We start from the raw sequence: 25,934 nt of genomic DNA, 5'->3' as shown, positions 1-25,934 counted from the left end.
TGGCAGATTTGCCGCATCTCGCCCACTTCCTCCAAAACCTCCGCGTAACAATCTTGCAAACAGGTCTTCACCCCGCGAAGTGTGACCGGTCACACTGTTGTTCCAAGAATGTGACCGGTCACATCACTCCTCGCCCAACTCCCACCCCCCGAGCGGACTCCGTCCTGTTGCCAGGAGAGGACACCCATGCACCGACCCCAGCCAGTCCGGCGCGCCCACGTGGCCGGCGCCGTCGCGGCGCTCGCCGCCTCCGCCGTGACCGCCGCCCCGGCCGACGCGGCCACCGCTCCCGACGTGGTCACCGTCGACTTCGCGCAGCCCACCGGCCCGGTCCACGGCGGAGCGACCGGCATGCTCTACGGTCTGTCGGACCCAGGTGTGCCGGGAGATGCCCTCCTCGCCGGCGCCCGGCCGCGCACCGTCGCGCAGAAGGCGCCGGACGGCGACCAGCATCCCAACGGCGACGCGCTCGTGATCGCGGACGGCTTCTTCGCCGCGGGCGGCGAGGAGATCGTCATCTACATGCAGGACGTCTACAGCCAGTGGCCCTACGAGAACCGCGGCATCGACGACTACCTCGCGAAGGTCGACACGATGGTCCGCAAGGTCGTCCGGGAGCGGCCGCAGGACAAGGACAAGTTCGTCTGGGTGCCGTTCAACGAGCCCGACGGCATCTGGTACCAGGACTGGGCGGCCGTCAAGGAGAAGTTCTTCAGCGACTGGAAGGCGGTGTTCGAACGCATCCGCTCGATCGATCCCGACGCCAAGATCGTCGGCCCGAACGAGGCGAACTACAACCCCGGGCGGCTGCGGGACTTCCTCACCTGGGCCAGGGACGCGAAGTGCGGCGACGGGAACTGCCTGCCGGACATCATGAGCTGGCACGAGCTGTCGCGCAGCCGGCTCGCCGACTACCGGGGCCACTACGAGCACTACCGCCAGATGGAGCGCGACCTGGGCATCGGCCCGCTGCCCATCAACATCGACGAGTACGGCAACCGGCGTGACATGTCCGTCCCCGGCCAGATGATCCAGTGGATCTCCCTGTTCGAGGACACCAAGGTCGACGCCGACATGGCGTACTGGACCTACGCCGGCAACCTCGACGACCACGCGGTGCGCACCCGTCAGGCCAACGGCGGCTGGTGGCTGCTCAAGTGGTACGCGGACCTGACCGGGCAGACGGTCAAGGCGCTCCCGCCGCGGTTGAACGTCGCCGACACCGTCCAGGCCGTCGCGGCGATCGACGAGTCCGCGCGGCGCGGCACGATCCTGGTCGGCGGCGGCTCCGAGCCCGTCCGGCTCGACATCTCCGGGCTCGCCCCCGGCGTCTTCGGCGAGGAGGTCGACGTCCTCGTGTCCAAGACGACCTGGAGCGGCTACGAAGGCGACGCGCTCCAACCGCCGGTCATCGCGGCCGGGCGCGCCGCGGTGTCCGGCGGCAAGCTGCAGGTGGACCTGCCCGGCGGGGACGTGATGGCCGCCTACCGGGTCACCATCGTCCCCGCCGGCGGCGACGCGCCGGAGCCCGACGCGCCGTGGGCGCTCTCGGTCGAGGCGGAGTCCGCCACGCTCGACTCGGCACAGGCCTTCGCCCAGGACACGACGGCGGACCCCCAGCTGTACGCGACCTCCGGCAAGCGGGACGTCGGCGCGATGAACAAGGTCGGCTCGGCCGTGACGTTCCCCGTCACCGTGCCCCGCGACGGCCGCTACCGTCTGGGCATCTACCAGGGCGCGAACAAGGCGCCGGGCAGGCACGCGCTCTTCGTGGACGGCGCGCTCAACCAGATCGTGCAGTATTCGGCGAACCTCGGGTGGACCTACCGTGGCCGTACCGACGTGGAGCTCCGGCTGACCGCCGGCACCCACGAGCTCTCCCTGCGCACCAGCGCCGACGGCACGAACCTGTTGCCGGGCAGCGACATCACACTCGACAAGTTCGACCTCACCGAGGCCGGCGCGGCCGAGCGGGCGGCGTACCCCGCCGACGAGGCACGGTTGTCCGGCGGCGCCCGGATCACGCGCCAGGGGAAGGACCCCGCCATCGCACTCGGCGGCGGCGCGCGTGCCACGTTCTTCATCGCCGCGAGCGAGTACGGCTACTACGACCTCGAGCTCTCCTACCGGGCACACGGAACGGGCGGCCTCCGGGTCCTCGTCGACGGGCGTGAGATCCCGGGCCTGCGGGCGCCCCGCCCGGGCGAGGCCTCCTCCCGTGCCCGGCTGTACCTCCCGGCCGGGATCTCCAAGGTCGAGGTCGGCGGTCCGGCCGGTCTGGAGCTCCGCGGGCTCACCACGGTCCGGGCCGAGCAGGCGGACACGGCGGTCCACCGGGTCGAGGCCGAGCAGGCGCCGCGCGCCGGAACGGCGCAGGTGGTCGACGTGCCCGCCACGAGCGGCTCGAACGCCTCCGGGAACGCGTATGTCGGGTACGTCGGAAACGGCGCGGGCAACACCGTGACCCTCCCCCGCCCGGACGGGTTCGGTCCCGGCGAGTACGTCCTGACCGTGCATTACGCCAACGCGGACCGGAACACCGGCCACGCGTACAACACCGACGTCATCAGCCGCTTCCTCGACATCACCGAGACCGGCGGCGCGACGACGCGCGGCGTGTTCCGGCACAACTACGCCTGGGACAACTTCTGGCCGCAGGCGACGCCGCTCACGCTCAACACGGAGAAGGGCGCGCTCGTTCTCGGCAACGCGGAGGCGTACGGGCCCAATGTCGACCGGCTGGAGCTCGCGCGGCTCGTCCTCGAGGTCGACAACAAGCCTCGTGACTGATGCCCTCCCGAGGGGAGTCATGACTGAGGTCCACTCGGGAGGAGATCAGGCCCTCAGCGGCGCAGGCTCGAGGCGCGGACCATCAGCTCGGGCTGGAAGAGCACCTGGCGGTGGCGGTGGCGCTCGCCTTCGTCGATCTCCTCCAGCAGCAGCTCGGCGGCCACCCGGCCGAGCTCCTTGCGCGGCTGGCGGATCGACGACAGCGGCACCGCGGCCACCTCCGCGTAGTCGATGTCGTCGTAGCCGATGAGCGCCACGTCCTCCGGAACGCGCAGGCCCGCGACGGTCAGCCCGTGCATGATGCCCAGGGCGAGCAGGTCGTTGGCGCAGAACAGCGCGGTCGGCCGCTGCTCGGCGGGCACGGCGGCCAGGCTCTCGGCGGCGTGGCGGCCCGACGCGAAGCTCAGCGACGGCACATCCACGCGGACAAGTGAGGGCGCCTCGGCAGCGCCCGGCAGAGTGCCGTTGCCCGCCACCCGCTCGGGGGCGTCCGGTGCGGCGCCGTCGCCCCGCGCCGCCGCGCGGGCGACCACTCCCCCGGCCGCCTGCACGGTCTCCGACGCTCCCTTGTACCGCTCGGCGACCTGGCTGATGGTGTGCGGGCCGCCCACGAAGGCCAGCCGGCGGTGCCCCTGCGAGAGCAGGTGTTCGGCGGCCAGCCCTCCGCCGAGGACGTCGTCCACGGCGGCCGAGCACCGGTTGCGCCTCGTGGCCCGGTGGTCGAGCAGCACGACCGGCGTCCCCCGCTCGATGAGCTGCTCCAGCTGCTTGGTCTCCCCCTCGACGGGGGTGATGAGGATGCCCTGGACGCGCTGCTCCTCCAGGTGATCGAGGTAGCGCCGCTCGCGTGGCCCGTCCTGGTCGCTGTTGCAGAGGCTGATGATCATGCCGTTGGCGTCCGCGGCGGCCTCCACCCCCTTGACGACGTCGGTGAAGAACGGGTTGGTGACGTCGAGGACCACGAGCCCGATCGTCCGCGTACGGCCGGAGCGCAGCGCCCGGGCGGATTCGTTGCGGACGAAACCGAGCTGGTTCATGGCGTTGAGCACCCGCTCACGGGTCGCCGGCGAGACCGTGTCGGGCCGGTTGAGCACGTTGCTGACCGTCCCCACCGACACGCCGGCCAGCTGGGCGACCTCCTTGATGCTCGCTATCGCCATGTCCCCTTCACAACGCTAGCCTTCCCAGTCCACCGTTGAGGCCCGCCGGCCGAGCCGTCTGCTCCTGCCTGTCATCGCTTGACCGGTTTAGGACAGCACCGTCCTCGAAATGATCAGCCCATGTTAGAAAGGGGGCCGCGTTTCCCGAGGACGAGGTGTGCTGCGTGATTGACGACGTGCTCCGTGCGATGGCCGAGAAGATCTCGGCGGGGGCGCCCTCCGGATGGCGGCGGGCGGAGCTGCGCGGGTTCGCGACCGGTCGCGGCGGGTCGGGTCATCGCGGCCTCAGGTTCGAGCCCGGGGGCGCGGGCGACGCCATCGACGTGCACCCGGAGCTGACCGCGCTGCACGACCTCGCCGGCGCGCCGAGCGGCCGGCTCACCGTCGAACTAGTCGTCGAGGCCAAGGGCCGGTTCGAGGCGGTGATCAGTAAGTCACTGGAGCGCGATGAGGGGAACGGCTTCCTGTACGTGCTCGATCGGGACGCGCTGCCGGCCGAGCCGGGCACGTTCCAGCAGGGCCCGGCGAGCGCCGCCCCCGCGGGAGATCCGCGGGAGGCGGTCGCCCTGCTCGGGGCGTACCTGAGCGAACGCGACCGGATCCTGGGCAGGGACATGTACGCGCCGCCGCCCGCGCTTCCCGGGGCCCGCCGCGCCCGGCTGGAGACCCGGCTGCCGGCACCGCTCCCCGACGACCTGCGCGCCCTCTACACGCACGTGGACGGCGACGGCGGCGAGGGCCTGCTGGACCGGCATCCGTGGTTCGGCCTCGAGCTGCTGGAGAACCAGAGCCGTCGGGAGAACCGGTGGTGGGCGGCGGGCCGTACCTGGCGCGATCACTTGGAGCGCCCGGTCATCACCAGCGCGGGCGCGCCGCTGGCGGTGCGCCGGATGTCGGACCATCCGCGCTGGATCCCGTTCGCCACCAGCACCGACGGCGACTTCCTGGCCGTGGACCTGGCGCCGGGGCCGGGCGGGCGGCCCGGTCAGGTCATCCGGATGGGCCTGCACCACGGCGGCGGCCCGGCCTACGTCGCCGATTCGGTGACCGGCCTGCTGCGGCGGCACGTCGACGCGCTGCGTGCGGGCGCCTACCGGGTGGAGCGGGGCGGGCTCTGGGTCGACCTCGGCGACCCAGGCCGGGACGCGCATGAGGAGCCGGGCTCGCTGACGGTCACGGGCGCCGGCGCGGCGTCCATGCCCGCCATGCATCACGGGATCGAGCGCCTGTCGGTGCGCGACGCCCCTTGCGCCGACTTCGGGCCCGTACGAGGAGCGCCGGCGCTGTGGGAGGTGCGGGTGGAGAACTGCCCGGGAGCCGACCTGGCGCCGCTCCAGGACACCCCGGTCGAACTGCTGGACCTGGCCATGGACCCGATCGACCTGGCGCCGCTGGCCGGCCATGCCACGCTGCGGATGATGGCGCTGAGCACCGCGCGGCCCGTGGACCTGGCGCCGCTGCGGTCGTGCCCGCGGCTGTACGGGCTGGATCTGTCCCGGGCGGCGATCCGCGACATCGGCGTGCTCGGCGAGTTGAAGGGGCTGCTCTACCTGCGGCTGCGCCGCGGGCAGTGGGAGGAGCTGTGGAAGCGGGCCGGTCACCCGGCGGGGCTGGCGGCGGCCGGGCTGGCCGCCGAGCCGCGCCGGGAGAAGACCTGGTGGCGGTCGGCCGAGCGGGCCCACCACGCCCTCGAGCCGTCGCCGCGGACGGCGGCCGGCTGGGCGATCGACCTGGCCGGGGAGTCCGCCGACGTGCTGGTGCGCACGGGGCGGTACGCCCGGCCGCGTTGAGGCCGGCCCCTCGTCGCGATCAGGTCCGGGGCGCGCTGGTGCTGCTCCTGCGAGGGCGCCCGGGATCAACACCTACCCGGTGAACGCGAGAAACAGGTCACATGTGAGCATGGGGGTCATGGGGACTCGGGCAAACCGGCTATGTCATCGCCGAGCGCCGCTTCGACGGCCTCCTCCACGGTGGGATGGACGTTCAGGACGTCCCACACCCTGGTGATCTGCAGCACGCGAGCCGGCATGGCGTGCACCGCGGCGAGGTACAGCCCCGGCGGGCGCGCGGCGGCGTCGAGTCGTAGAAGCGTATGAAGGCCGCTGCTGTCCATGAAGGTCAGTCCGCTCAGGTCGAGCACCACGGGCTGTCCGTGCAGGTGCCTCTGCGTGGTGTACGACTCGAGCTGGCCGGCGTTGCTGCAGTCGATCTCGCCGGCGACGGAGATCAGCACACCCGTGATCAGCTGCCGGCATTCCAGTCTCAGAGGGGTCATGGCGGGGCTCAGAGCGCCGGTAGCGCCTGCACAACGGTGACGAGCATGGCGTCCTCGTAGTAGGGGTCAGCTGGGCTTGCGACGGCATGGTCCGCGCCACAAGACTAATCCCCGAAGCCAGTTACCGGAAAGCCGTTTCGCCATAAGATCTTCAGGTAACCAGTTTTGACCCGCTCCACGGGATCGGCACCCAGGGGGCGGAGGAGGCGAAGTGAGCCGTGAGCACATTCGATGACCATCCCTCCACCTGGACGTTCCTGACCCATCACGCCCGCGTGCTGGTGGAGATCGCCCGAGACCCCCAGGTACGACTACGCGACATCGCCGCCAGCATCGGCATCACCGAACGCACCGCCCAGAACATCGTGCGCGACCTCTACGAGGCCGGCTACCTGACCCGCACCCGCATCGGGCGGCGCAACCACTACAGCCTCAACCTGGAGCAGCACTTCCGCTACCCCACCGAGGCCGGACTGCCGGTCCGCCTGCTCATCGACGTGTTCACGCAGCACGACCTGTCCACCGCTCAGGCTTCCGACGCCCCGCCGGCGTCCTGACCGCCGGGCTCAGCTCAGCAGCTCGCGGACCAGCGCCTCGCGCCACCACCGCTCGACCCGATCGGGCGGCCAGCCGCGTTCGGCGGTGAGCGTGGCATAGACGTCGATGCTGCACAGGCCCGCGTAGATGTCGGCGGCGGCGGCCACATCCAGGCCCTCCCGCAGCACTCCGGCGGGCCACGAGGAGAACACCGCCATGCGGGTCTCGTCGGCCCGCCTGCGGCCGTCGCGGTAGACCGCCGCCAGCTCCGGCTCGCTACGGCCGGCCTCGCGCAGCAGTGTGATCACGTCGCCGGCGCGCTCGTACAGGCGCCGGTCGAAGCCGGCCATCGCGGCCAGCTGCCGCGCGGGGTCCTGCGCCGCGGCCTCCAGCTCCGCCAGCTGCTGGGACGGGTCAGCCGACAGGTCTGCCGCGTCCGCCAGCGCCCGGGTCAGCCCGGCCTTGTTGCCGTACACCGAGTAGACGGTCGGCACGGAGACCCCGGCCTCGCGCGCCACGTCGCGCACGGTGGTGGCGGCCCAGCCGCAGTCGACGAAGAGCCGGCGCGCGGCGCGGGCGATCTCGGCACGTGTCTCCAGCGCCTGTGCCGTGCGGCGCAACGAGTCGTAACGACGCCGGCCCACCTCTGCATCCATGCCTTGCACCCTAATGATTTACGCTGACTATATTGAATATAACTCCCGACGCCCGGCTCGACGAGTCGACGCGTTCCGCCGCGCTCCAGTTCACCTCCGCCTGGTCCGCCTGCCGGCGGCGTGGCCGTCCGGCCATAGGGTGGCCGCCATGCAGCATGTGCTGATGACGGAGCGCCTGACCCTGCGCCCGGTGACCGTGGCCGACCATGCCGAGCTGTCGGCTCACTGGACCGGCGCCGACGTGCGGCGCTTCCTCTTCGACGGAGCGGTCCTGTCTCCGGCGGAGATCGCTGAGGTCATCGAGGACAGCGGGCGGGACTTCGCCTCGGGCGGCCACGGTCTCTGGCTGATCCGGGACAGGAACGGCGAGCCCGGCCTGATCGGCACGGCCGGGCTGCGGCCGCTGGAGGAGCTCGGGCTCGAGGTCTTCTACAGCCTGGAGCCCAGCGCGTGGGGCAAGGGTTATGCCACCGAGGCCGCCGGCGCGGTGGTGGCATACGCTCTCGGCCCTCTTGGGCTGCCCGAAGTCCTCGCCGAGGTCGACGAGGGCAACGCCGCGTCGGTCGCGGTCATCGAGCGGCTCGGCATGACCCCCTTCGAGGTGGTGCCCGGCCTGCTCGGCCCGATGACCCGTTACCGGAAGACACCCTGACGGGGTCATCCGCGCGTCAAGGCGACCTCCTGGATCGCTTCGGCCAGTTCCTCCGCGTGCGTGAGCTGGGGATGGTGGCCCGCCCCCTTGATCGTGGTCACCCTCGCCCGCGCCCCGAGCGTGTCCAGCAGCGCCCGGCCCTGGCCGGTCAGCGGGTCCTCGGTGCCCACGATCACGTGCACGCGGCCCTGGTAGCGGGCGAGCTTCGCCCCGAGTTCGCCGCGCCATCGCGGACGGCCTGCGGCGGACAGCAGCCGCGCCGCGTGGGCGGCGACCCGGCCCCGGCGCAGGTCCTCGGCGCTGGAGTCGAGCCGTCCCGCATGGGCCGCGTCCCCGGTGAGCAGCCGCGACAGGGCAGCGGGCCGCGCCCGGCGGAGGTACAGGCGGGTCAGCGGGGCCACCCGCGTGGCGAGCCCGGCGCGGGCCTGGAGGAAGAAGGGCGACACCAGGGTGAGCTGCCCGACCCGGTCCGGGTGCGCCAGGGCCGCCTCGACAGCGGCGGCGGCGCCGATGGAGTGGCCGACAAGGTGCACGCGGCCGTTCTCCGCCACCAGAGCGCTCAGCCAGGCGCGCAGGTCCCGCGGACGCCCCGCGCTCAGTCCGAGGCCCGGCAGGTCCACCACGCGGGCATGCCCGAGCGCGACGGCGACCGGGGCCCAGGTGTCGGCGTTGACGGGCAGGCCGGGCAGCACCAGGGTCGGCGCGCCCGGTTCGCCGATCCCGAAGGTCCGCACGCCCGCGTGCCGGGTGAACCGCCGTACCGGCCGCCGGTCGGGCACGGCCCCGAACCGGTGGGCGGCCAGGTGGTCCGCCCACCGCAGGATCGACTCGGTGGTGCCCGGGAGAGCGAGTCCGTGACGCTCGGCGAGCGCGCGGGCCGGCCCCGTCGGATAGCGGTCGGCCGACAGGAAGGTCAAGGTCTCCGGGTCCGACCTGGTCAGCGCGGCCGGCAGGCGCCGTATCAGCGACACGGGGACCCTCAGCCGCGGGACCTCGACCTGGTAGTGCCGCCCCACGAGCGAGAGGAGCTCCGGCAGCGGCGGTGTGTCGTCGTCCAGGATCCAGAACGCGGCTCGCGCGGCTGCCGGGTCCTCAGGAAGCAGCGTCATGAAACGTGCCAGGTGGTCCACGGGAACCACGGGGACGAACGTCCGCGCGTTCCCCGGCAGGGCGGCGAGCGAGCCGCGCCAGATCTCCTTGAGGCTGGAGGCGAGCCCGAGCTGCTGGTCGGACTCGCCGCTCGTGCTGTCGCCGATCACGCTGGAAGGGTTGACGATCGACCAGGGCACGCCCAGGCGGTCGGCGGTGGCCTGGAGGACCGCGTCGGACTCCACCTTGGACGCCTCGTAGGGGCCGAGGCGCTGGTAGGCACGTCGTACGAGGTCATCGCTCCACGGCACCGTGGCGGGGTCCTGGCCGCCCACGCGGTAGCCGGAAACGTGCACGAGCCGCCGCAATCGGGGCAGCCGCGCGGCGAACGACACGATCGCCCGCACGCTGTCGACGTTGGCGTGACGTGCCTCCTCGGCCATCATCCCGAACCGGTACGCGCCCGCGCAGTTGTAGATCTCGGTGACGTCCTCCAGGCCCACGGCGCCGCCCTCGGTCAACGCGGGCGCGTCGAAGTCGACTCGGACGTCGGCAGGGACGGTCCCGCAGCCGTGCTCGGCGAGCCAGGCGCCCAGCCTGGCGCCGGACCCGCTGTCGCGCGTCGCCACGATGACCCGGACACCGGCCCGGTCCAGCGCGAGGATCAGATGCCGGCCGACGAACCCGGTGGCCCCGAACACGAGCGCGTGCCTGCTCATGAGGTCTCCTTCGCGGGCGGCTGGTCGAGAAGATCGCCGAGCACCTGGGCGGCGTGGCGCAGCGCCTCCACGTCGCGCCGGGCGCGGGACACGATCACCGCGCCCTCCAGCGCGCTGACGACGGTCGTGGCCACGGCGCGCGCCGCCGGACGCGCGTGGCCACGGCCGACGAGGTGCTCGGTCATCGGTCCGATCCAGGACTCGAAGGCGACCGCGCAGGCCGTGCGGAGCCGTTCGCTGTGCGCGCCCATCTCCAGGGTCACCACGGACACCGGGCAGCCGAGCTGGTAGTCGCTGCCGGTGAGGATGCCGATCAGGACGTCGGCGACGCGCCGGAGAACGTCTCCCGGGCTCGCCGCCTCGGCGGTCATTTCGGTCACGAGCCTGCGGAACTGGTCGCCCGCCAGCTCGACGGCCTTCTCCCCCAGTGCCTCCTTGCCATCGGGGAAGTGGAAGTAGAGCGACCCCTTCGGGGCCCCTGCATGCTCCGTCACCGTGTTGAGCCCCGTGCCGCTGTAGCCGCGTGCCTGGATCAGGTCGAGCATCGACGCCACCAGCCGCCCGCTCGTCCGCGCACCCTTGTCTGTCACCATGGCATAAAAGTAGACCAGTCTACATATTTTGCGCAACCGGCGACCTGCTCCGGCATCCGCCCACCTGCGGAAATGTGGTCCTCGGCGGACTCGGCGATCACCGCCCGGCGCCCCGACACGAAGATTCTGGTCACAAACATTTCCCGAAATAACCGGTCTATCGTATTGCCATTGACTGGAATTGTTGGAACATATGGTCATAGTCATCGAGTGAAGTCCAAAGATCGCTTACCGCAAGCAGGTGGCGGAAGGGGAAAGGGGCAACGCTCATGCACCAACGTGCTGTCCGAAACCTGGCCAAGCTCGACACGACGCAAGCCAGAATCACGCGGATCTTCGACGCGGCGGCGGGCGGGAAGAACAACTTCCTGGTGGACAAGGACATGGTGCGCCATTTCGATCAAGTAACCCCCGCCCTCACCACCGCGGCGCGCGCCGTGCTGCAATTCCTGTCCCGGGCGGTACGCCACCTCGCCGCCGCCGAGGGCGTGGACCAGTTCCTGATCGTGGGAAGCGGCGTCCCCAGCGGCCTTCCGGCCGGACACCGGTTGCACGACATAGCGCGCCGCGCCTGCCCCGGTCCGGACCCCGGCCCGCGTGTCGTGTACGTGGAGAGCAACCCGATGGTGATGACCATGGCGCAGGCCACCATCGAGCCCTTCAACGACCTGGTGCGCGTGGTGGACGGTGACATGCGCGAGATCGACGAGTTGCTCCGCGATCACGTGGTCCAGACGTTCCTCGACTGGGACCGGCCCCTCGCGGTGCTGCTGGTGTCGACCCACTGCCTCGACGACGACGAGAGCGCCCACTTCGTCGTCAAGCGGCTCCAGCACGCGGCGCCGAAAGGCAGCTTCCTCGGCCTGCTGCACACCACGTTCGACGGCATCCCGCCGGAGTTGCTGCCCGCCATCCGGAGCATGCTCGCCATGACGCTGCCCCGCCTCGCCGTCCGCACGCGGGACGAGGTCCAGGCCCTGCTCGACGGCCTCGACCTGATCGAACCCGGACTGGTGTGGGTCCCGGAGTGGCGACCCGCCGAGCGCGACCTCGCCTGCCCCATCGAGCGCGATCCCGCCTGCCGCGACGAACCCTGCTCCTCGGGCAACTACGGCGCCGTGGCCCGCATCCCCTGACGACCTGATTTATCGGGATATTTCATGATTGTTCCGACCGGCACAACAGCCCCACCGGTCAACACCGTTACCTGAACGAGATTTCCGACGCGAATGCGTCAATTTATGTCCACCTTATCGGTGGAGTATTTGGGTCGTTCAGAAATTTCTCATAAGTACGGCATTCGACGGGGTCAATTGCCCTGCAAGGTAAATGCAAGGATTTCCCGTCTATGATTCCGCCATGACAAACCGCGGCAGATCCAGCGCGTTGCCTCCATTGCGGCAACTGGGGATCGGAATAGCGCTCGCCGCGATCGGAGTGCTTATCCTGGCCTTCGTCCTCGGCGGTACGCGACCCCAGCAGCAGAGACTCCTCCTTGTCGACGCCCGCGGCGAGAACCCGCGGTCCATGGCCGCCCCCGCCGCGATCGAGACCATCGACCCCGCGGTAGTGGACGGCACGATCATGCTCGTCGACAACCTCCAGCTGTGGAGTTCGTGCTTGGAGAAAAAGGACGCCCCGGTGTGCCGGGCTGTGGCGCCGTTCGCGAAGAAGGTCTGGTTCTACTCGGACCCCCAGGCCGACCGGGTGCTCCGGATGCTCTCGCCGCCGGTCGACCCCGGCTCCCTGTCGCAGCCCGGCGAGCCCGTCGCCCTGGTCCACGTCGGCCCGCAGGAGGGGGCGTCCGCTCTGCCGGGTCTGCTGGCCGGAGCCGCGGCCACCGTCCTGGGTTTCACCGGTGCCCTGATCGCCGCCGCCGCGGCCCGGCGGATGCGCAGGCAGGCTTCCGCGGAATCGGCCGACGCCGACGAGAGGGAGTACGCGTCCGGAGCACACGCACGCCCGTCAGGCTCGTACCCGCCGTATCGGTCCCACCCCGGCACCGCTTCGGACCAGGCGTTCCGCGACCGATCCGGCACGGACCCGGCCCGCCGCGACCCATCAGGCACTGATCGGGCGCGCCGCGAACGACCTGGCACGACCGCGGACTCCGCGCGCCGCGAAGGGTCCGGTACCACCGCGGATGCCGCACGCCGCGAACGGCCCGGCACCACCGCGGACCCCGCGCGCCGAGTACTTCGCCATCTCTGTGACTCCTCCACCCCGTAAACGGGGTGGCTTCTCGCTACGCCGCGCGGGCGTCGCGGAGGACCAGCCCGGCCCTCTTGATGTTGCTCGCCCCGACCACGTCCGCGTTGGCGGCGTACCCGCACATGACGCAGACGAAGCCGGCCTGGGTGGTGCGGTTCTCCCCTGACACGTGCCCGCATTCGGGGCAGGTGCGGGAGGTGTTGCGGGGATCCACCGTGATCACGTCCCGACCGGCGCTTTCAGCCTTGTTCGTGAGGATCGCGAGGAACACCCCCCAACCCGCGTCCAGGATGCTCGTGTTCAGCCCAGCCTTCGCCGCTGACCCGTTGGGCAGGAATCGGCCCGCCTGCTCCGGGTCAGGCTTCACCGCAGGGCTCTTGGTCATGTTCGCGATGCGCAGGTCCTCGACCGCGATCACGTCGGCCGCGCGGACCAGGCCAAGCGCGGTCTTGTGCGCGTGGTCGGTCCGCTGCCGGGCCACCTTGCGGTGGATCCGCCCAATCTTCCTGGCGGCCCTCTTCCTGCGGGTGCTGCCGCGTCTGGTGCGGGCGTAGGCCCGCTGCGCGGCGGCCAGCTCCTCCTGCACGGTCTTGAGGTAGCGCGGATTGGCGATATGCCCGCCCTCGTCGGTGACGCCTTCGATCGGCTCGCTCACGGTCGCGAAGTGCGCCACACCCATGTCCACCCCGACCTCACGGCCGGTCACAGGCAACGGCACAGCGGGCACGTCGTCGCACGAGCAGATCACATACCAGCGCGAGCCCTCCCGTTTGATCTCGATCTGCTTGACCCGTCCGGCGATCGGCCGGTGCTGGTGCACCCGCAGGTGCCCGACGCCCTGCACGCGCAGGTAGGTCGCGGCCGGGTGGTGCGGCTGGGAGTCCCATCTGGCGCCGTCGCCCTCGACCAGGGTGACGGTGTCGAACCAGCCCCTGCCCTTGAACCGGGGATAGCCAGGTGTCTGACCGGCCCTGATGCGGCGGAAGAACGCCTCGAACGCCTTGTTCAGCCGCCGCAGGGTCTGCTGCTGGCTGGTGAACGACCAGCGGCCCTGCCCCTCGGGGTCAGCCTCCCGGATCTCCTTCAACTGGGCGGACTGATCGCCGTACCGGATCGAAACTCTTGAGCGCTGCCACGCTTGGCGGCGTTCCTCCAGCGCGGCGTTGTACAACGCCCGGTGATCGTCCAGCATCGCCGTCAGAGCGATCTGCTGGTGCCGGGTCGGCCGCAGCAGGAACTTGAACGACCTACGCATCCTCGCCCCCGCTCTCGGCCTTGGGGACGCGCTCGTACTGGGTGTCGATGTACCGCTGGAGTGTGGCCGCGCTGACCGCGCCCACACTGGCCACAAAGTATGAGCGCGACCACAAGGTCGGCAGCCGGGAGCGCAGGTGATCGAACTCGGCCCGCAGGTGGTGGGAGGTGTAGCCCTTGAACTGGTTGGCCACGTACGAGGGGGAGTCCTTCGGATGCGGCTTGACCAACAGATGCACGTAGTCGGGCATCACCTCCAAGGCGATGATCTCCCAATCGTGCTCAGCGGCCTTGGCACGCAGCAACTCCCCCAGCCGGGCCCTGACCTGGCCGCCCAGGACCGGCCGCCGATACTTGGAGCACCACACCACGTGGTAGCCCAAGTCGTAGGCCGCACCGGGGGAAGTACGCACCTGACGAGACACACGATCAGTATAACAATGATGCTCTTATAACACCGGTGTTCGCCGGAACCCGCACAGACCTGCGGCACAAGGCACGCTCAGGCGCTAGCGCGCCTTCCCGCCCGGCATTCCCCGCTCCCTGAAGGGAGCAGTCCCCTGCCTTCGACCTGATGGAGTTCCGGTTCATCGCCGCGTACGCGCCGACTGCGGGCGGGTCGAGGTTCTCGCACAACGTCTGGGCCAGCTGGAAGCCTTCGAGCGCGCTCGTGAGGTGGCCCTGCCGCAGATTGGAGGTGGCCCGGTGGAAGGCGATGTTGGCGTCGGTGATCGCGTTTCTCAGGACCCCTTGGTGGGCCTGCCCGGAAGGGCCGTTCGCCAGTTCGATGAAATATTCGCGGGCCCCCTCCAGATAAGCGAGGGTCGAGTTGAGATCGCCGCGCAGACGCCGGTCCTCGGCCTGGAAGGTCCGTTTGACGCCTTCGGCGAGCAACGTCAGCGCGTGCGCCTCGATCTGGGCGCCGCGCAGCCGGTCCCGGTATTCCTCGGCGGGCGGCGGCTCGGTGCGGTCGAGTTCGCACCCGCAGATCTCGCGCAGCCGCCGGTTCAGCTCGATGATCTCGTCGAAGGCGTCGCTCGCCGTGCTGAAGTTGAGGTATCCGGCGCAGAGATCGGCGAATGCGGCGATCCTGTTCTCCAGGTCGGATTCGGCGGCGAAATATTCGTCGAACTCGGCCGGGGTGAGCGCGGACATCAGCTCGTAAGAATTGACGCGCTCCTGCAATCGTTCGATCTCGTCGTAGTCAACTTCGGTCACGCGTCGCCTCACCAAATGGTCAACAACCGAGCCCCGCCCCGACGGCATCCCGCGATCCTGGGAATCAGAAATACATAATCGGCTCACGGCCGCGAAAAGTCCACCACTTCCGCGAACCGGCCGCAGCGAGCTCCACAGCAGTCACGCCCGCTTACAACAGCACCCGCCGTCTCCCCACTCGGAGCACCAATCCCCCAATTATGTAAATCCGCATCCAAATACCGATTAGTCCACTTTTCTGGCACTTTGTCCAGGCGTAGTTAGAATTAAGGCGCGAAACGAGGGGGATAGTGTCATGGGAAATCGCGTGGACTTCAGGACTCCCGGGTCGCTGGACAGACGGGCCCAACAACTGACCCGGGCCGAGCTGGACCGGCTGGAAGAACTGCTGACCGCGATGACCGATGATGACGAACATTAGGCACCGTCGGGATCCCTGCGCTGAAGTCGAGCGGGCCGTGCCGCTGCGCGAGGCCGCCAGGCGTGCGACGGCGGCACTGGCCGAGCTGGGCCTGCGGGCGCAGCTCGTGGACGCGGGCCGGGGCCGCGATCCGACCGCCTGGTGGTGCGAGCTCCACGGCGACGCCGGGGACGGCTCGCCGGTCGCGTGCGGCATGGGGAAGGGCCGCCCGGAGGAGGCTCGCGTGGGCGCGCTGTTCGAGGCCGTCGAGCACTACCTCACCGGCCCGGCCACGTTCGCCCCCGCCGCCGTGGAGCCGGCCACACCCGCCCGGATCGCCGCGGGGCCGCTGGGCGGGGACGCCTGCGCCCTGCTGCTGGCCCGGATGCCGGGGCGGCGGATGGCCTGCCTGCGCTATCGCGCCCTCGGTGGGAGGCGGGAGGCGCTGGTGCCGCTGTTCCTGTCCGCCCCGTGGTACGTCGAGACGGACGCCGTACGGCTGCGCGAGCTGGCCGGAGACGACTGCGACTACACCGACCTCATGCGCTACAGCTGCAACAGTGGCTCGGCCACCGGCGTCACCGCCACCGAGGCGCTGCTGCACGCGCTCAACGAGGCGATCGAGCGGGACTGCCTGTCCCTGCTCCTGGCGCGGGCCTTCCTCGGCGGGGGCGGCTTCCGGCCCAGGCTGATCGACCCGGAGACGCTCCCGTACGGCCTGGCGCGAGCGCGCGCGACGGCGGAAGAGCTGACCGGATCGCCGGCGCACCTGCTGGACATCACCAGCGACATCGGGGTGCCGACCATGCTGGCGTACACGGCCCCCACCCCCCGCCATCCGCACCGGCGCGGCGCCGGGACCTCCCTGGACCCGGCCTACGCCGCCTGGCGCGCCCTCACCGAGCTCGTCCAGACCACCCTCGGCGAGCGCCTCCCCGGGGCCCCGGCGGGGCGGGAGCTGGCCGGGCTGGCGGCGTACCCCGCGCTGCACGCGTGCGGGCGGTTCGATCTCACCGGCCTCCTGCACCAGGCACACGTGGTCGCCCTCCCCCGGGCCGCCGAGCCGGCCGCGCCGCCGTCCGGCCAGTTGCGGAAGGTGGCCGCGATGCTGGCCGCGCGGGGCCACGCGGCCTACCACCGCAGGGTGCGCACGCTCCCTGGCGGGGTCACCGCCGTGCACGTGGTCGTGCCGGGCCTGGAGCGGTTCATGCTCGTCACCGACGGCAACCTGGTCCTGCCCGGCCGCAGAGGGCAGGCAGCCGCGGCCGGGAAGATGTTCGAAGCGACACCGCCCGATTGACGGTTCCCTCAATAAGGTTTTCCGGCTCATCGACCTTATGCGGGAGGTTTCATGTCTGCACGATCCTGGCAGCAGAACCGAAAGGCGAAGATGTCGGTAGCGCTAGGAGTTCTGCTCCTGGCCCTGACCACCTTGACCCTGACCGTGGTCACCCGATTGCCGGAGGAATGGGGGATATCGGCCGGATTCGCGCAGCTCCTAGCGATGGCGACGGGTGCGATAGGGCTGGGTAACGGCCTGGTGCAGTTCCTGTCCTGGTGGCGCAAGCGCGGCGCCGCCACGGCCGCGCCCACGTCCGCCGACGTCGCCACCGCGAAGGACATCCTCGGAGGGCTGGTGACCCAGCAGTGGCGCGACGAGACGGTCCTGCGCTCGCTGTGCGATCCCGAGCCCATGCCGCTGCCCTGGCACTCGGCCGGGCGCCGCGAGCTCGCCGACCGTCCCGAGATCATCGCCAAGGGCACCGTGGCCTTTCCCGGCCTGGATGTGCACATCGCGGACATGGCACGTAACTTCCGCGCCCTGCGCAGTCGCCGGCTGGTCATCCTGGGCGGTCCGGGCACCGGGAAGACGACCCTGGCCGTGCAGCTCGTGCTCGAACTGCTGCGCACGCGGGAGCCGGATGAGCCCGTCCCGGTGCTGCTGTCGGCCGCGCGCTGGGACGACCGCGTCTATCAGCGGCTGCAGGACTGGCTGGCCGCGAGCCTGGCGATGGACTATCCGGCGCTGCGCGCGGAGGACCTCGGCGTGGACATGCCGGAGACGCTCGTGGCCCGGGGCGAGGTGCTGCCCGTCATCGACGGGCTGGACGAGCTGCCCGACACCGCCCGCGCGGACATGCTGAACGCGCTGAACCGGTCGATGTACGAGACCGACCAGCTCATCCTCACCTGCCGTACGGAGCAGTTCGCCGAGTCCGTCGAGGAGATCGGCGACGTCCTCACGGCGGCGGCGGTCATCGAGCCACAGCCCATGTCCCCCGCCGCGGCGGCCGACTACCTGGAGGCCTGTCTGCCCCCTCGGCCCCATTCCGTCTGGCCCCACGTCCTGGAGGAGCTGCGCAAGGGCACCGTTCCCGCCCTGTCCGAGGTCACTTCGACGTCTCTGGGGCTCTGGCTGGTCCGCGCCACCTATATCGCGCCGCGGGTGGATCCGAGTCCGCTGCTTGAGCTGGGGCGCGCCGGCGCGGCCGAACTGCACGACCATCTGTGCGACCAGCTCATTCCCGCCCTGGTGAGCACGCGTACGCCCGCCGACGGCCCGCCGCAGCCGTTCCGGCCGCAACACAGGTGGACGCCGGAGCAGGTCGACCGCTGGCTCACGTACCTGTCCCGCCAGCTCGCGCGCAACGGCATGCACGACGTGGCGTGGTGGCATCTGGCCCGCTACACCTCCAGCCGCACGGTCCGGATCGGGGCCGCCATCGCGATCGGGGCCGCGGTCTGGCTGGCCTTCGGACTGCTGACAGGGGAGCCTCGCCTCGGCGCGATGATCGGGCTGTTCTCCGCGCTCGTGGCCGAGACCTTGATCGGTTCCTGGTTCACCGAGTCGCCGGGCCACGCCGACTTCCACCTGCGCGGCCGGCTCGCCGAGCTCCTTCCCGCTCTCCGGGACGGGCTGATCGTCGGAGCCCTGGGGGCCATCGTCGGATGGCTCATGCCCTACGCGAGCAGGACGCCGGAATTCGCCCCGACATCCTCGGCGCAAATTGGTTTGCTGTCCTTCGTCGGTTATGTCGCCCTGCTCAGCTTGATCCGCTGGGTCGAGAGCCCCACCGCTGACCTGACGGCGAGATCCCCGCGTTCGACCTGGCAGGCCGACAGGAATTTGACCGCCATCCGGATCCTCGGTGGGCTCGTGGTCGGGCTCGCGACCACGAGCGTCCTGCTGTATTCAGCGCTCCCCCTGGCCATGACGATCGTGGTCGGCCTGGTGCTGGGACTGCTGTTCGGGCTCGTCCTGGGCCGCCACCACGCCTGGCTGGCCTACAAGCTGACGGTCCCCCGTCTGGCCACCAAGGGGATGCTGCCCCTGCGGGCCATGGACTTCCTGGACGACGCCCATCGCCTGGGCCTGCTGCGCACCGAGGGACCGTACTACCAGTTCCGGCACGTCGAGCTGCAGCAGCATCTCGCGCGTGAGCGGGTCGGCTCACCGGGAGGAGGCGCCTGACCTGCGGTTGCCCGGTCAGGCGCCGTGCGGACGGTCACTGGCGGAGCAGCGCGGTCAAGGGCCCCGCCAGGCTGGGCTGAGGCTCCTCGGGCAGTGTGTAGACCTTCCCGGGGCCGTCGCCGACGGTGATCCGGTAGGTCATCAGGTCGGCGCCCACCTCACCGGGCTCCTGTGCCGTGGCGGCCTCGATCGCGGTCAGCGCGTCGTACACCTTGGCGGCCTCCTGCTCGGGGAGGTCGTCGGTGTCGTACGCGGCGACGGTCTCCTCGATGCCGGCGAAGCCGCCGGTTCTCTCGATCTTCACACGCATGGGGGTTACTTGAAGGCTTTCTTGAGTGCGGTCAGCTCGGCGGCCAGGATGTCGTCGTCACCCAGGTCGCCCTTGGTCGTCAGCTTGTTCTTGTCGATGATCTGGAACTCGGGCAGCTGCATGGTGCCACAGCACATCGACCGGTCCTGCACGGCGCGCAGGCTGGCGGAGGACGTGTCGGCGGGCTTGACGTTGGTGACGTCCTTCGCGGTCTTGCCGTCGCCGGTGTAGTCGGCGTTCATGAGGTCCATCTCGCCGGAGAGCATCTCGGTGAACGGCGTGGGCGAGGTGACCACCTCGCGGAAGGCGAACCGGTTGCGGATGAAGGTCCGGTAGATGATGGGATCGCCCTGGGCGGCCGAGATCTGCAGCATCTGGTTGACGACGTCGGTGTAGGTGGCCCCGGTCGCGGGCGCCTTCACGATGGCGTCGAACAGCAGCTTGCACAGCCTGTCCGCGACCTCCATGAGGATCACGGTGGGACTCTTGGTCGCACCCTGCCTGATGCGCTCGTGCGCGTAGATGTCGGCGAGCACGTCGTAGACGCCGCCGGTGAACACCTGCGAGATCGCATGCACCTCGTTGCTGACCTGGCTCAGCTTGAGGTCGTTGTCGGCGTTGCGCAGGCCGAACGGCATGCCGAGCCCCTGCCCGAACTGTTCGGCCAGGTTCGGCAGGAAGGACTTGGCGTGCAGGTTGGCCTTGGTGAGCGCGACGAGCGCCTCGGCCAGGTCCGGCATCGACAGCGCCAGGAAGATGGCGGTCAGGTCTCCGAACGACTCGTGCAGGCCACCGGTCTGCGGCGGGTTCCCGGCGCTGAGCCAGCCCGGCTTGAGGCCGTCGAGGATCGCGTGGCCGGCCTCATGGGCGACGATGTCCAGCGAGCGGCAGGTGAAGACCTGCTGCGAGGAGCCGGTCGGGGTGAAGAAGAGGAACTTCAGCGCCTTGGCCGTCCTGCTGTAGAACGCGTTGGCGCCCGCCCCGGAGCGCGGGAAGACCGTGAGCCGGTCGAGGTTCCCGCCGGTGTTCCACGCGAACGGGATGGGGGCGCCGCCGTTGTGGCGCTGGTACATCGTCATCGTCTCCCGGACGACCGCGTACGTGTGCGCGCAGTCGAACTCCGGTGAGTTGGGGACGAAGATGAAGTCGCCGTTGATGTTGCGCGCCACCGGTGTGGTGCCGGTCAGCTGGGTCGTGATGCGGGCGTCGGTGGGCCCGTTCAGCACCGGGCTGGGGATGAAGATCGCCCTGACGCCGAGTTCGGCGATGGTGGGATCCTGCTTGTAGACGAGAATCCTCGGTCCGACGATCGGCGGGACCGGAACCGGGATCGGGGCCGGGACGGGACTCGGCATGGGCGCCGCTTCCATGGTGAAGGGCGGCTGGAGCAGTTGCTTCGTGTAGTCGGCCACGGCCGCTCCCGTGACTTCACGATATTCAGGGACGGCCTTCTCCCTGAGTTCCTGAATAATCATCTGATTTTCTCTTCCCATATGTGATCGAGGGCTCGAGTCACGAGCCCCACGCGCTTCTCGGGTCTTCCCCAGCGCCGGATAAGCACTCGCACATGGGATTTCAAAGGTTCGGCCCGCCGGCACCCGCCCCCAGCCACCCGGCGAGTGCCTGTTTGGTTAGGTTGACCTGCATGAACGCGAACCCGCGCAGTCAGTGACGCCGTCGGTCCGTACGGCGCCGCGGCCAAGAGTCGGACGATCTCGGGGGGAAGGTTGCGGATCGGAATCGGGCTGCCGTCCGCCGTGCCGGGGGCCGACGCCAGGTCCACTGGGCCATGGGCGGTGGAGAGCGAGCATCGCGGCTTTCGATCGCTGGGCGCGTTCGACCGGCTGGTGTACGACAACCTGGACCCGCTGGTGGCGCTGGCCGCCGCGGCGGCCCGTACCGAACGCATCGAGCTGGTGACCACCGTGCTCAACGCCGGTTACCGCGGCAACCCCGTCGTCCTGGCCAAGCAGATCAGCTCGCTCGAACGGGTCTCCGCGGGGCGGCTCGCCGTGGGGCTCGGCATGGGCGGCTGGGCGGAGGACTACGCGGTCAGCAATGTGCCGATGACCGGGCGGGGCGCGGCGCTCGAGGCCACCCTCGCCACGATGCGCAGCGTGTGGCGAGGCGAGCTGACCGGACCCGCCGGCCCGATCCCCGCGCTGCCCCCGGGGCGCCCGCGACTGCTGCTCGCCGGTTTCGTGCCCGCCGCCTTCGCCCGCGCCGCCACCCTGTCCGACGGCTGGGTCGCGCCGTCCTTCGGGCTGCAGATCCTGAAGAGGGGCGTCGACGCCGTACGCCGGGAGTGGGCCAGGGCCGGGCGCCAGGGGCAACCTCGGATCATCGTGGAGCGCTACTTCTGCCTGGGGCCCGGCGCTCCGGAGACCGCCGACGCGTACATCGCGCGCTATTACGGCGATCTGTATGCCCAGGTCCGCCAGGACGTCGTGACCGACGTCGACCATCTGCGCACGGAGATCGACCGCGTCGCCGAGGCGGGCGCCGACGATCTGGTGCTGCTCCCCTGCTCGAGCGGGTTCGAGCAGATCGGCCTGCTGTCCGAGGCACTGAAGCAGGCCGGCAGGAAACCTTGAGTTCGCCGCCTGGCAGGTATGGAAGCCGTCAGGCGACCTCGCTGCCGGCGGCGAGGGTGGTGCCGAGAGCCCGGTAGCGCCGCAGCCGCCGGGCGAGCAGCTCGGGACGGTGGGCGTGCACCATCGTGAGGAGTTCGCGCTCGAGCTCGCCCCCTACGCGCCGGCAGAACGCCTGCGGCTCCTCGGCCGCGTCGGGGCGTTCGGCGACGATCCGGTCGGCGATGCCGCCGGCGACCAGATCGGCGGAGCGCACGCCCTGCGCGGACGCGAGCTGCGGGGCGTGCTCGACGTCGCGGTGCACGATGGCGCTGGCGCCCTCGGGCGGCAGCGGGGACAGCCAGCCGTGCTGGGCGACGAGCACCCGGTCGCAGGGGATGAGCGCGAGCGCGCCGCCGCCGCAGCCCTGCCCGAGGATCACCGAGAGCGTCGGCGCTTCGATGGTGACGAGTTCGGACAGGCATCGGGCGATCTCGCCGGCCAGCCCGCCCTCCTCCGCCTCCGCGCTGAGCGCCGCGCCGGGGGTGTCGATGACGGTGACGAGCGGCAGGTCCAGCTCGCGAGCCAGCCGGAGTCCGCGCCGGGCCGCGCGCAGGGCCGCTGGTCCCATCGGCCCGACCTCCGCCTGGCTGCGGCGGTCCTGGCCGAGCAGTACGCATGAGACGCCGCCGAAGCGGGCCAGCGCCAGGTACAGCCCCGGGTCCTTCTCCCCTGCCCCGGTCCCGCTCAGCGGCAGGACGTCCGAGGCGGCGTAGCGCAGCAGCTGCCTGACGCCGGGCCGGTCGGCCCGCCTTGAGCGAGTGATCGATTCCCAGGCGGGCACGTCAGGCAGTTGCTCGCGCGACGGCGCGGCGGCCGGCGGCGCTCCCGCGGACGGGGCCAGCAGGATGCGCAGCGCACGGTCGGCGGTGCCGGCCAGCGCCTCCGGCGGCAGCACGGCGTCGACCAGACCGTGCCGGTAGAGGTTCTCGGCGACCTGGACGCCCTCGGGGAACACCTCCCCGTACAGGGCCTGATAGACGCGCGGGCCGAGAAAGCCGATCATCGCGCCGGGCTCCGCGGCCGTGACGTGGCCGAGCGACCCCCACGAGGCGAGCACGCCGCCGAAGGTCGGGTTACGCAGGTAGACCAGGTACGGCAGGCCCGCGGCCTTGTGCTGGGTGACCGCGGCCGTGATCTTCACCATCTGCAGGAACGCCACGGTGCCCTCCTGCATCCTCGTGCCGCCCGAGGCGGGCGCGGCGAGCAGCGGGAGCCGTTCCCTGGTCGCCCGTTCCACGGCTGCCACCATGCGTTCGGCGGCGGCGACCCCGATGGATCCGGCGAGGAAGCCGAACTCGCAGGCGACCACGGCCACCCGGCGGCCGCGCAGCAGCCCCTCCCCCGTGATCACCGCCTCGTCCAGGCCCGTGCGCTGCCTGGCCGCCGCCACGTCGGGGTCGCGCGTGGGGCCGAGCGGCTCGTCCCAGCCGCGGAAGGAGCCGTCGTCGAGCACGAGGTCGACCAGTTCGAGGGCCGTCAGCCGGCCAGCCATGAGCGGATCTCCTCCTCGTCGGCGTTCAGTACGGGAGGCGCGGCGTGATCGGCCCGGGTGGTCTCGACCTCGCCGTCCGGCCCCGTCGGGTCGAAGAACCGCAGCGGCGGCCCGGGCAGCGTGATCTCGCCGATGCTCGCGTGCTCGACGTCGATGAGCAGCCCCTGCGACCTGGTCTGCGGCCAGCCGTACACCTCGTCGAGGGTGCGCACCCGGCCGGCGGGCACGCCGGCGGCGGCGAGCCGCTCCAGCAGCTCGTCCGGGCCGAAGGCGGCGAAGACGGCTTCGACCCGCTCGACCAGCCGGCTGCCGGCCGCCACCCGCTCGGCGTTCGTGGCCAGGCCCGGCTCCTGCGGATCCAGGCCGAACTCCGCGCAGAAGCGCTGCCACAGCCCCTCGCTGCCGACCGCGATCTGCACCTGGCCGCCGTCGCAGCGGAACAGCCCGTACGGCGCGATGGACGGGTGATGGTTGCCCTGCGCCCGCCCGACCTCGCCGGCCACGGTCCAGCGCGTGCCCTGGAAGGCGTGCACGCCGACGATCGAGGCCAGCAGCGAGGTCCGCACCACCTGGCCGCGCCCGGTCCGCTCGCGTTCGAGCAGCGCCGACACCACGCCGTACGCGCCGTACATGCCGGCCAGCAGGTCGCCGATCGGCACGCCGACCCGCTGCGGGTCGTCCGGTCCCGACCCGGTGAGCGACATCAGCCCGGCCTCGCCCTGCGCGATCTGGTCGTAGCCGGCCCGCCCCGCCTCGGGACCGTCGTGGCCGAAACCGGTGATGGACAGGACCACCAGCCGCGGGTTGAGCTCGAGCAGGCGCGCGGTGGTGAAGCCGAGCCGGTCGAGCACGCCGGCGCGGAAGTTCTCCAGCAGCACGTCCGCCTTGCGGATCAGCGCTTCGAGGGTCGCCTGGCCGTCGTCGCTCTTGAGGTCCAGGGCGATCGACTGCTTGTTGCGGTTGCACGACAGGAAGTAGGTGGACTCGGATCCGGCGAACGGCGGCCCCCAGCCACGGGTGTCGTCGCCGCTCCCCGGCTGCTCCACCTTGATCACGCGCGCGCCCAGGTCGCCGAGCATCATCGCGGCGTGCGGCCCGGCGAGCGCCCTGGTCAGGTCGACGACGACGTAACCCGCGAGCGGCCCGCTCATGACAGGCTCCCCGGCACGACGAGAATCGCCCAGCACAGCACCGGCGCGACGACCATGATGGTCATGCCCCAGGTCATCAGGCGCTTGAAGACGTTGTCGCGGTCGTCGGCGTCGGCGTTCGCGACGACCAGGGCGCCGTTGGTCGAGAACGGGCTGCAGTCGACCACCGATGCGGAGATGGCCAGCGCCGTGACCAGGCCGACGGCGCCGACCTGCCCGGTCTGCAGGAACGGCACGGCGAGCGGGATGAGCGCGCCGAGGATGCCGGTCGTCGAGGCGAAGGCGGAGACCACGGCGCCGATCAGGCAGATCAGGAACGCGGCGAGCAGCGGGGTGCCGACGTGGGCCACCCCGTCACCGAGCCACTTCACCGTGCCCTGGTCCTCGAGCAGCGAGACATAGGTGACGATGCCGCCGACCAGGAGCACCGTACCCCAACTGATCTTGTCGACCGTGCCGCGGGCAGCGGAGGGGAAGATCAACGTGAGCGTGACCGCCACCGCCAGCGCCAGGAAGCCGATGTCGAGGTCGAAGACGAGCGCGCCCACGGCGAGCACGGCCAGGCCGATCAGCGTGAGCGAGCGCTGCGCGTCGAGACGGGGCAGGTCGTCACCGGCGGGCTCCGGCGCACCGTCCCCGGCGGACCCGCCCACCGGGGCGGGAGTCGTCGCGGGCACCTTCGGGGACTCGCGGTCGCGCTGCAGCAGCTTCGCGCCGCCCAGGGTGAGGAAGCCGATCAGGCTGATCAGGGCGCACGCGCCCATCGCGCTGAAGAACAGCACTGCCGGGCTGCCCGGCAGCTGGCTCTTGTCCACCACGCCGTTGGTGATCGCGCCGAAGATGCCGATCGGCGAGAAGCTCCCGCCGGTGGCGCCCTGAACCACCATCAGGCCCATCATCACCGGGTTGATCCGGTACCTGGCCGCGAAGCCCATCGCCACAGGGGCCACGATGGCCACCGCGGCCGGGCTGGCCGCGCCGATCGCCGTGATCGCGGCGCACACCACGAACATCACCCACGGCATCAGCGCGACACGGCCGCGTACCGCGATCACGGCCCGGTGCACGATCCAGTCCACGGTGCCGTTGTTCTTGGCCAGCGCGAACAGGTACGTGACGCCGACCAGGATGACGAACAGGTTCGCCGGGAACCCGCCGAGCACGTCGGTCACCTTCACGCCGAACACCGCGGTGCCCACGACGAAGGCGGCCACGAGCGCGAGCGCGCCCATGTTGATGGAGCGGACCGTGGCTATCAGGAAGACCAGCACCAGCACGATCAACGCAATGACTTCCGCCGACATCGGCGACTCCTCGGGTCA

23 protein-coding genes are annotated in these 25,934 nt (G+C 70.8%); 10 read left to right on the top strand and 13 right to left on the bottom strand.

The window, feature by feature from the left end:
- Nucleotides 1-186 precede the first annotated feature (186 nt).
- Complete coding sequence (locus ACIBVN_RS03735) at nucleotides 187-2,790, top strand: hypothetical protein (RefSeq protein ID WP_397132307.1); 2,604 nt, start codon at nucleotides 187-189, stop codon at nucleotides 2,788-2,790.
- A gap of 53 nt (nucleotides 2,791-2,843) precedes the next feature.
- Here the strand turns inward: ACIBVN_RS03735 and ACIBVN_RS03730 are convergent, their stop codons facing one another.
- The gene (locus ACIBVN_RS03730; RefSeq protein WP_397132305.1) at nucleotides 2,844-3,950 is read right to left on the bottom strand and encodes a LacI family DNA-binding transcriptional regulator; all 1,107 of its coding nucleotides are present in this window, start codon (nucleotides 3,948-3,950) and stop codon (nucleotides 2,844-2,846) included.
- Between the two features lie 164 nt (nucleotides 3,951-4,114).
- Between ACIBVN_RS03730 and ACIBVN_RS03725 the strand changes: the two genes are divergently transcribed.
- Nucleotides 4,115-5,740 carry an SMI1/KNR4 family protein gene (locus tag ACIBVN_RS03725; protein WP_397132303.1) on the top strand — a complete coding sequence of 542 codons (1,626 nt, stop codon included), beginning with the start codon at nucleotides 4,115-4,117 and terminating at the stop codon, nucleotides 5,738-5,740.
- Between the two features lie 116 nt (nucleotides 5,741-5,856).
- On the opposite strand, the gene ACIBVN_RS03720 is transcribed toward ACIBVN_RS03725, so the two are convergent.
- Entirely contained in the window at nucleotides 5,857-6,225 is a 369-nt protein-coding gene (locus ACIBVN_RS03720; protein ID WP_397132301.1) for an STAS domain-containing protein, read from the bottom strand.
- Between the two features lie 218 nt (nucleotides 6,226-6,443).
- Here ACIBVN_RS03720 and ACIBVN_RS03715 point away from each other — a divergent pair, with 218 nt between their 5' ends.
- Complete coding sequence (locus ACIBVN_RS03715) at nucleotides 6,444-6,782, top strand: helix-turn-helix transcriptional regulator (RefSeq protein ID WP_397132299.1); 339 nt, start codon at nucleotides 6,444-6,446, stop codon at nucleotides 6,780-6,782.
- A 9-nt stretch (nucleotides 6,783-6,791) separates the two neighbouring features.
- Here the strand turns inward: ACIBVN_RS03715 and ACIBVN_RS03710 are convergent, their stop codons facing one another.
- Entirely contained in the window at nucleotides 6,792-7,418 is a 627-nt protein-coding gene (locus ACIBVN_RS03710; protein ID WP_397132297.1) for a TetR/AcrR family transcriptional regulator, read from the bottom strand.
- A gap of 148 nt (nucleotides 7,419-7,566) precedes the next feature.
- Here ACIBVN_RS03710 and ACIBVN_RS03705 point away from each other — a divergent pair, with 148 nt between their 5' ends.
- Nucleotides 7,567-8,070: a GNAT family N-acetyltransferase gene (locus ACIBVN_RS03705; RefSeq protein WP_397132295.1), complete on the top strand. Its 504-nt coding sequence runs from the start codon at nucleotides 7,567-7,569 to the stop codon at nucleotides 8,068-8,070.
- Nucleotides 8,071-8,075: 5 nt separating this feature from the next.
- On the opposite strand, the gene ACIBVN_RS03700 is transcribed toward ACIBVN_RS03705, so the two are convergent.
- Together ACIBVN_RS03700 and ACIBVN_RS03695 are read right to left on the bottom strand one after the other, a co-directional pair.
- Complete coding sequence (locus tag ACIBVN_RS03700; RefSeq protein WP_397132293.1) at nucleotides 8,076-9,878, bottom strand: alpha/beta fold hydrolase; 1,803 nt, start codon at nucleotides 9,876-9,878, stop codon at nucleotides 8,076-8,078.
- The gene (locus ACIBVN_RS03695; RefSeq protein WP_397132291.1) at nucleotides 9,875-10,471 is read right to left on the bottom strand and encodes a TetR/AcrR family transcriptional regulator; all 597 of its coding nucleotides are present in this window, start codon (nucleotides 10,469-10,471) and stop codon (nucleotides 9,875-9,877) included. The genes ACIBVN_RS03700 and ACIBVN_RS03695 overlap by 4 nt, the downstream gene beginning before the upstream one ends.
- 269 nt (nucleotides 10,472-10,740) lie before the next feature.
- Here ACIBVN_RS03695 and ACIBVN_RS03690 point away from each other — a divergent pair, with 269 nt between their 5' ends.
- Together ACIBVN_RS03690 and ACIBVN_RS03685 are read left to right on the top strand one after the other, a co-directional pair.
- Complete coding sequence (locus ACIBVN_RS03690; RefSeq protein ID WP_397132289.1) at nucleotides 10,741-11,607, top strand: SAM-dependent methyltransferase; 867 nt, start codon at nucleotides 10,741-10,743, stop codon at nucleotides 11,605-11,607.
- Between the two features lie 223 nt (nucleotides 11,608-11,830).
- On the top strand, nucleotides 11,831-12,700 hold the full coding sequence (locus ACIBVN_RS03685; protein WP_397132287.1) for a hypothetical protein: 870 nt from the start codon (nucleotides 11,831-11,833) through the stop codon (nucleotides 12,698-12,700).
- A 16-nt stretch (nucleotides 12,701-12,716) separates the two neighbouring features.
- Here ACIBVN_RS03685 and ACIBVN_RS03680 read toward each other — a convergent pair whose 3' ends face one another.
- Genes ACIBVN_RS03680 through ACIBVN_RS03670 form a run of 3 tightly spaced genes read right to left on the bottom strand, consistent with a single transcriptional unit; the run spans nucleotide 12,717 to nucleotide 15,202 of the window.
- Nucleotides 12,717-13,937 carry an RNA-guided endonuclease InsQ/TnpB family protein gene (locus tag ACIBVN_RS03680; protein ID WP_397132285.1) on the bottom strand — a complete coding sequence of 407 codons (1,221 nt, stop codon included), beginning with the start codon at nucleotides 13,935-13,937 and terminating at the stop codon, nucleotides 12,717-12,719.
- Nucleotides 13,930-14,361 (bottom strand): IS200/IS605 family transposase, encoded by a 432-nt coding sequence (gene tnpA, locus ACIBVN_RS03675; protein ID WP_397132283.1) that lies wholly within the window; start codon nucleotides 14,359-14,361, stop codon nucleotides 13,930-13,932. The genes ACIBVN_RS03680 and tnpA overlap by 8 nt, the downstream gene beginning before the upstream one ends.
- A gap of 4 nt (nucleotides 14,362-14,365) precedes the next feature.
- Nucleotides 14,366-15,202 carry a hypothetical protein gene (locus ACIBVN_RS03670; RefSeq protein WP_397132281.1) on the bottom strand — a complete coding sequence of 279 codons (837 nt, stop codon included), beginning with the start codon at nucleotides 15,200-15,202 and terminating at the stop codon, nucleotides 14,366-14,368.
- Nucleotides 15,203-15,449: 247 nt separating this feature from the next.
- Here ACIBVN_RS03670 and ACIBVN_RS03665 point away from each other — a divergent pair, with 247 nt between their 5' ends.
- The 3 genes from ACIBVN_RS03665 to ACIBVN_RS03655 are packed head-to-tail and all read left to right on the top strand — an operon-like array spanning nucleotide 15,450 to nucleotide 19,026.
- Nucleotides 15,450-15,575 (top strand): hypothetical protein, encoded by a 126-nt coding sequence (locus ACIBVN_RS03665; RefSeq protein WP_397132280.1) that lies wholly within the window; start codon nucleotides 15,450-15,452, stop codon nucleotides 15,573-15,575.
- Between the two features lie 37 nt (nucleotides 15,576-15,612).
- Nucleotides 15,613-16,854, top strand: a complete 1,242-nt coding sequence (locus ACIBVN_RS03660; protein WP_397132278.1) for a YcaO-like family protein — start codon at nucleotides 15,613-15,615, stop codon at nucleotides 16,852-16,854.
- 51 nt (nucleotides 16,855-16,905) lie between these two features.
- The gene (locus tag ACIBVN_RS03655; protein WP_397132276.1) at nucleotides 16,906-19,026 is read left to right on the top strand and encodes an NACHT domain-containing protein; all 2,121 of its coding nucleotides are present in this window, start codon (nucleotides 16,906-16,908) and stop codon (nucleotides 19,024-19,026) included.
- A gap of 34 nt (nucleotides 19,027-19,060) precedes the next feature.
- Here ACIBVN_RS03655 and ACIBVN_RS03650 read toward each other — a convergent pair whose 3' ends face one another.
- Both ACIBVN_RS03650 and ACIBVN_RS03645 read right to left on the bottom strand, forming a co-directional pair.
- The gene (locus tag ACIBVN_RS03650) at nucleotides 19,061-19,336 is read right to left on the bottom strand and encodes a protealysin inhibitor emfourin (protein ID WP_397132274.1); all 276 of its coding nucleotides are present in this window, start codon (nucleotides 19,334-19,336) and stop codon (nucleotides 19,061-19,063) included.
- A gap of 5 nt (nucleotides 19,337-19,341) precedes the next feature.
- Complete coding sequence (locus tag ACIBVN_RS03645; RefSeq protein WP_397132272.1) at nucleotides 19,342-20,811, bottom strand: hypothetical protein; 1,470 nt, start codon at nucleotides 20,809-20,811, stop codon at nucleotides 19,342-19,344.
- Between the two features lie 252 nt (nucleotides 20,812-21,063).
- Between ACIBVN_RS03645 and ACIBVN_RS03640 the strand changes: the two genes are divergently transcribed.
- Complete coding sequence (locus ACIBVN_RS03640) at nucleotides 21,064-21,930, top strand: LLM class flavin-dependent oxidoreductase (protein ID WP_397132270.1); 867 nt, start codon at nucleotides 21,064-21,066, stop codon at nucleotides 21,928-21,930.
- A gap of 28 nt (nucleotides 21,931-21,958) precedes the next feature.
- Here the strand turns inward: ACIBVN_RS03640 and ACIBVN_RS03635 are convergent, their stop codons facing one another.
- From ACIBVN_RS03635 to ACIBVN_RS03625, 3 genes are read right to left on the bottom strand one after another with little or no spacing between them, the layout of a single operon-like run.
- Nucleotides 21,959-23,461 carry a carboxyl transferase domain-containing protein gene (locus ACIBVN_RS03635; RefSeq protein ID WP_397132268.1) on the bottom strand — a complete coding sequence of 501 codons (1,503 nt, stop codon included), beginning with the start codon at nucleotides 23,459-23,461 and terminating at the stop codon, nucleotides 21,959-21,961.
- The gene (locus tag ACIBVN_RS03630; protein ID WP_397132266.1) at nucleotides 23,446-24,612 is read right to left on the bottom strand and encodes a CaiB/BaiF CoA transferase family protein; all 1,167 of its coding nucleotides are present in this window, start codon (nucleotides 24,610-24,612) and stop codon (nucleotides 23,446-23,448) included. The genes ACIBVN_RS03635 and ACIBVN_RS03630 overlap by 16 nt, the downstream gene beginning before the upstream one ends.
- Entirely contained in the window at nucleotides 24,609-25,916 is a 1,308-nt protein-coding gene (locus ACIBVN_RS03625) for an SLC13 family permease (RefSeq protein ID WP_397132264.1), read from the bottom strand. The genes ACIBVN_RS03630 and ACIBVN_RS03625 overlap by 4 nt, the downstream gene beginning before the upstream one ends.
- Nucleotides 25,917-25,934 lie beyond the last annotated feature (18 nt).

This window comes from Nonomuraea sp. NPDC049400 (assembly GCF_044466425.1).
Classification (GTDB): domain Bacteria; phylum Actinomycetota; class Actinomycetes; order Streptosporangiales; family Streptosporangiaceae; genus Nonomuraea.
Note: the sequence above shows the minus strand (reverse complement) of the source record. Positions and strands in the feature narration are given on the sequence as shown.

What these genes read in the sequence shown, in the direction of transcription:
- ACIBVN_RS03655 (WP_397132276.1), top strand. Translation starts at nt 16,906, where the DNA reads ATGTCTGCACGATCCTGGCAGCAGAACCGAAAGGCGAAGATGTCGGTA.
- ACIBVN_RS03680 (WP_397132285.1), bottom strand. Translation starts at nt 13,937, where the DNA reads ATGCGTAGGTCGTTCAAGTTCCTGCTGCGGCCGACCCGGCACCAGCAG.
- ACIBVN_RS03735 (WP_397132307.1), top strand. Translation starts at nt 187, where the DNA reads ATGCACCGACCCCAGCCAGTCCGGCGCGCCCACGTGGCCGGCGCCGTC.
- ACIBVN_RS03685 (WP_397132287.1), top strand. Translation starts at nt 11,831, where the DNA reads ATGACAAACCGCGGCAGATCCAGCGCGTTGCCTCCATTGCGGCAACTG.
- ACIBVN_RS03645 (WP_397132272.1), bottom strand. Translation starts at nt 20,811, where the DNA reads ATGATTATTCAGGAACTCAGGGAGAAGGCCGTCCCTGAATATCGTGAA.
- ACIBVN_RS03690 (WP_397132289.1), top strand. Translation starts at nt 10,741, where the DNA reads ATGCACCAACGTGCTGTCCGAAACCTGGCCAAGCTCGACACGACGCAA.
- ACIBVN_RS03665 (WP_397132280.1), top strand. Translation starts at nt 15,450, where the DNA reads ATGGGAAATCGCGTGGACTTCAGGACTCCCGGGTCGCTGGACAGACGG.
- ACIBVN_RS03710 (WP_397132297.1), bottom strand. Translation starts at nt 7,418, where the DNA reads ATGGATGCAGAGGTGGGCCGGCGTCGTTACGACTCGTTGCGCCGCACG.
- ACIBVN_RS03670 (WP_397132281.1), bottom strand. Translation starts at nt 15,202, where the DNA reads ATGCCGTCGGGGCGGGGCTCGGTTGTTGACCATTTGGTGAGGCGACGC.
- ACIBVN_RS03630 (WP_397132266.1), bottom strand. Translation starts at nt 24,612, where the DNA reads ATGAGCGGGCCGCTCGCGGGTTACGTCGTCGTCGACCTGACCAGGGCG.
- ACIBVN_RS03700 (WP_397132293.1), bottom strand. Translation starts at nt 9,878, where the DNA reads ATGAGCAGGCACGCGCTCGTGTTCGGGGCCACCGGGTTCGTCGGCCGG.
- ACIBVN_RS03650 (WP_397132274.1), bottom strand. Translation starts at nt 19,336, where the DNA reads ATGCGTGTGAAGATCGAGAGAACCGGCGGCTTCGCCGGCATCGAGGAG.
- ACIBVN_RS03625 (WP_397132264.1), bottom strand. Translation starts at nt 25,916, where the DNA reads ATGTCGGCGGAAGTCATTGCGTTGATCGTGCTGGTGCTGGTCTTCCTG.
- ACIBVN_RS03720 (WP_397132301.1), bottom strand. Translation starts at nt 6,225, where the DNA reads ATGACCCCTCTGAGACTGGAATGCCGGCAGCTGATCACGGGTGTGCTG.
- ACIBVN_RS03730 (WP_397132305.1), bottom strand. Translation starts at nt 3,950, where the DNA reads ATGGCGATAGCGAGCATCAAGGAGGTCGCCCAGCTGGCCGGCGTGTCG.
- ACIBVN_RS03705 (WP_397132295.1), top strand. Translation starts at nt 7,567, where the DNA reads ATGCAGCATGTGCTGATGACGGAGCGCCTGACCCTGCGCCCGGTGACC.
- ACIBVN_RS03695 (WP_397132291.1), bottom strand. Translation starts at nt 10,471, where the DNA reads ATGGTGACAGACAAGGGTGCGCGGACGAGCGGGCGGCTGGTGGCGTCG.
- ACIBVN_RS03635 (WP_397132268.1), bottom strand. Translation starts at nt 23,461, where the DNA reads ATGGCTGGCCGGCTGACGGCCCTCGAACTGGTCGACCTCGTGCTCGAC.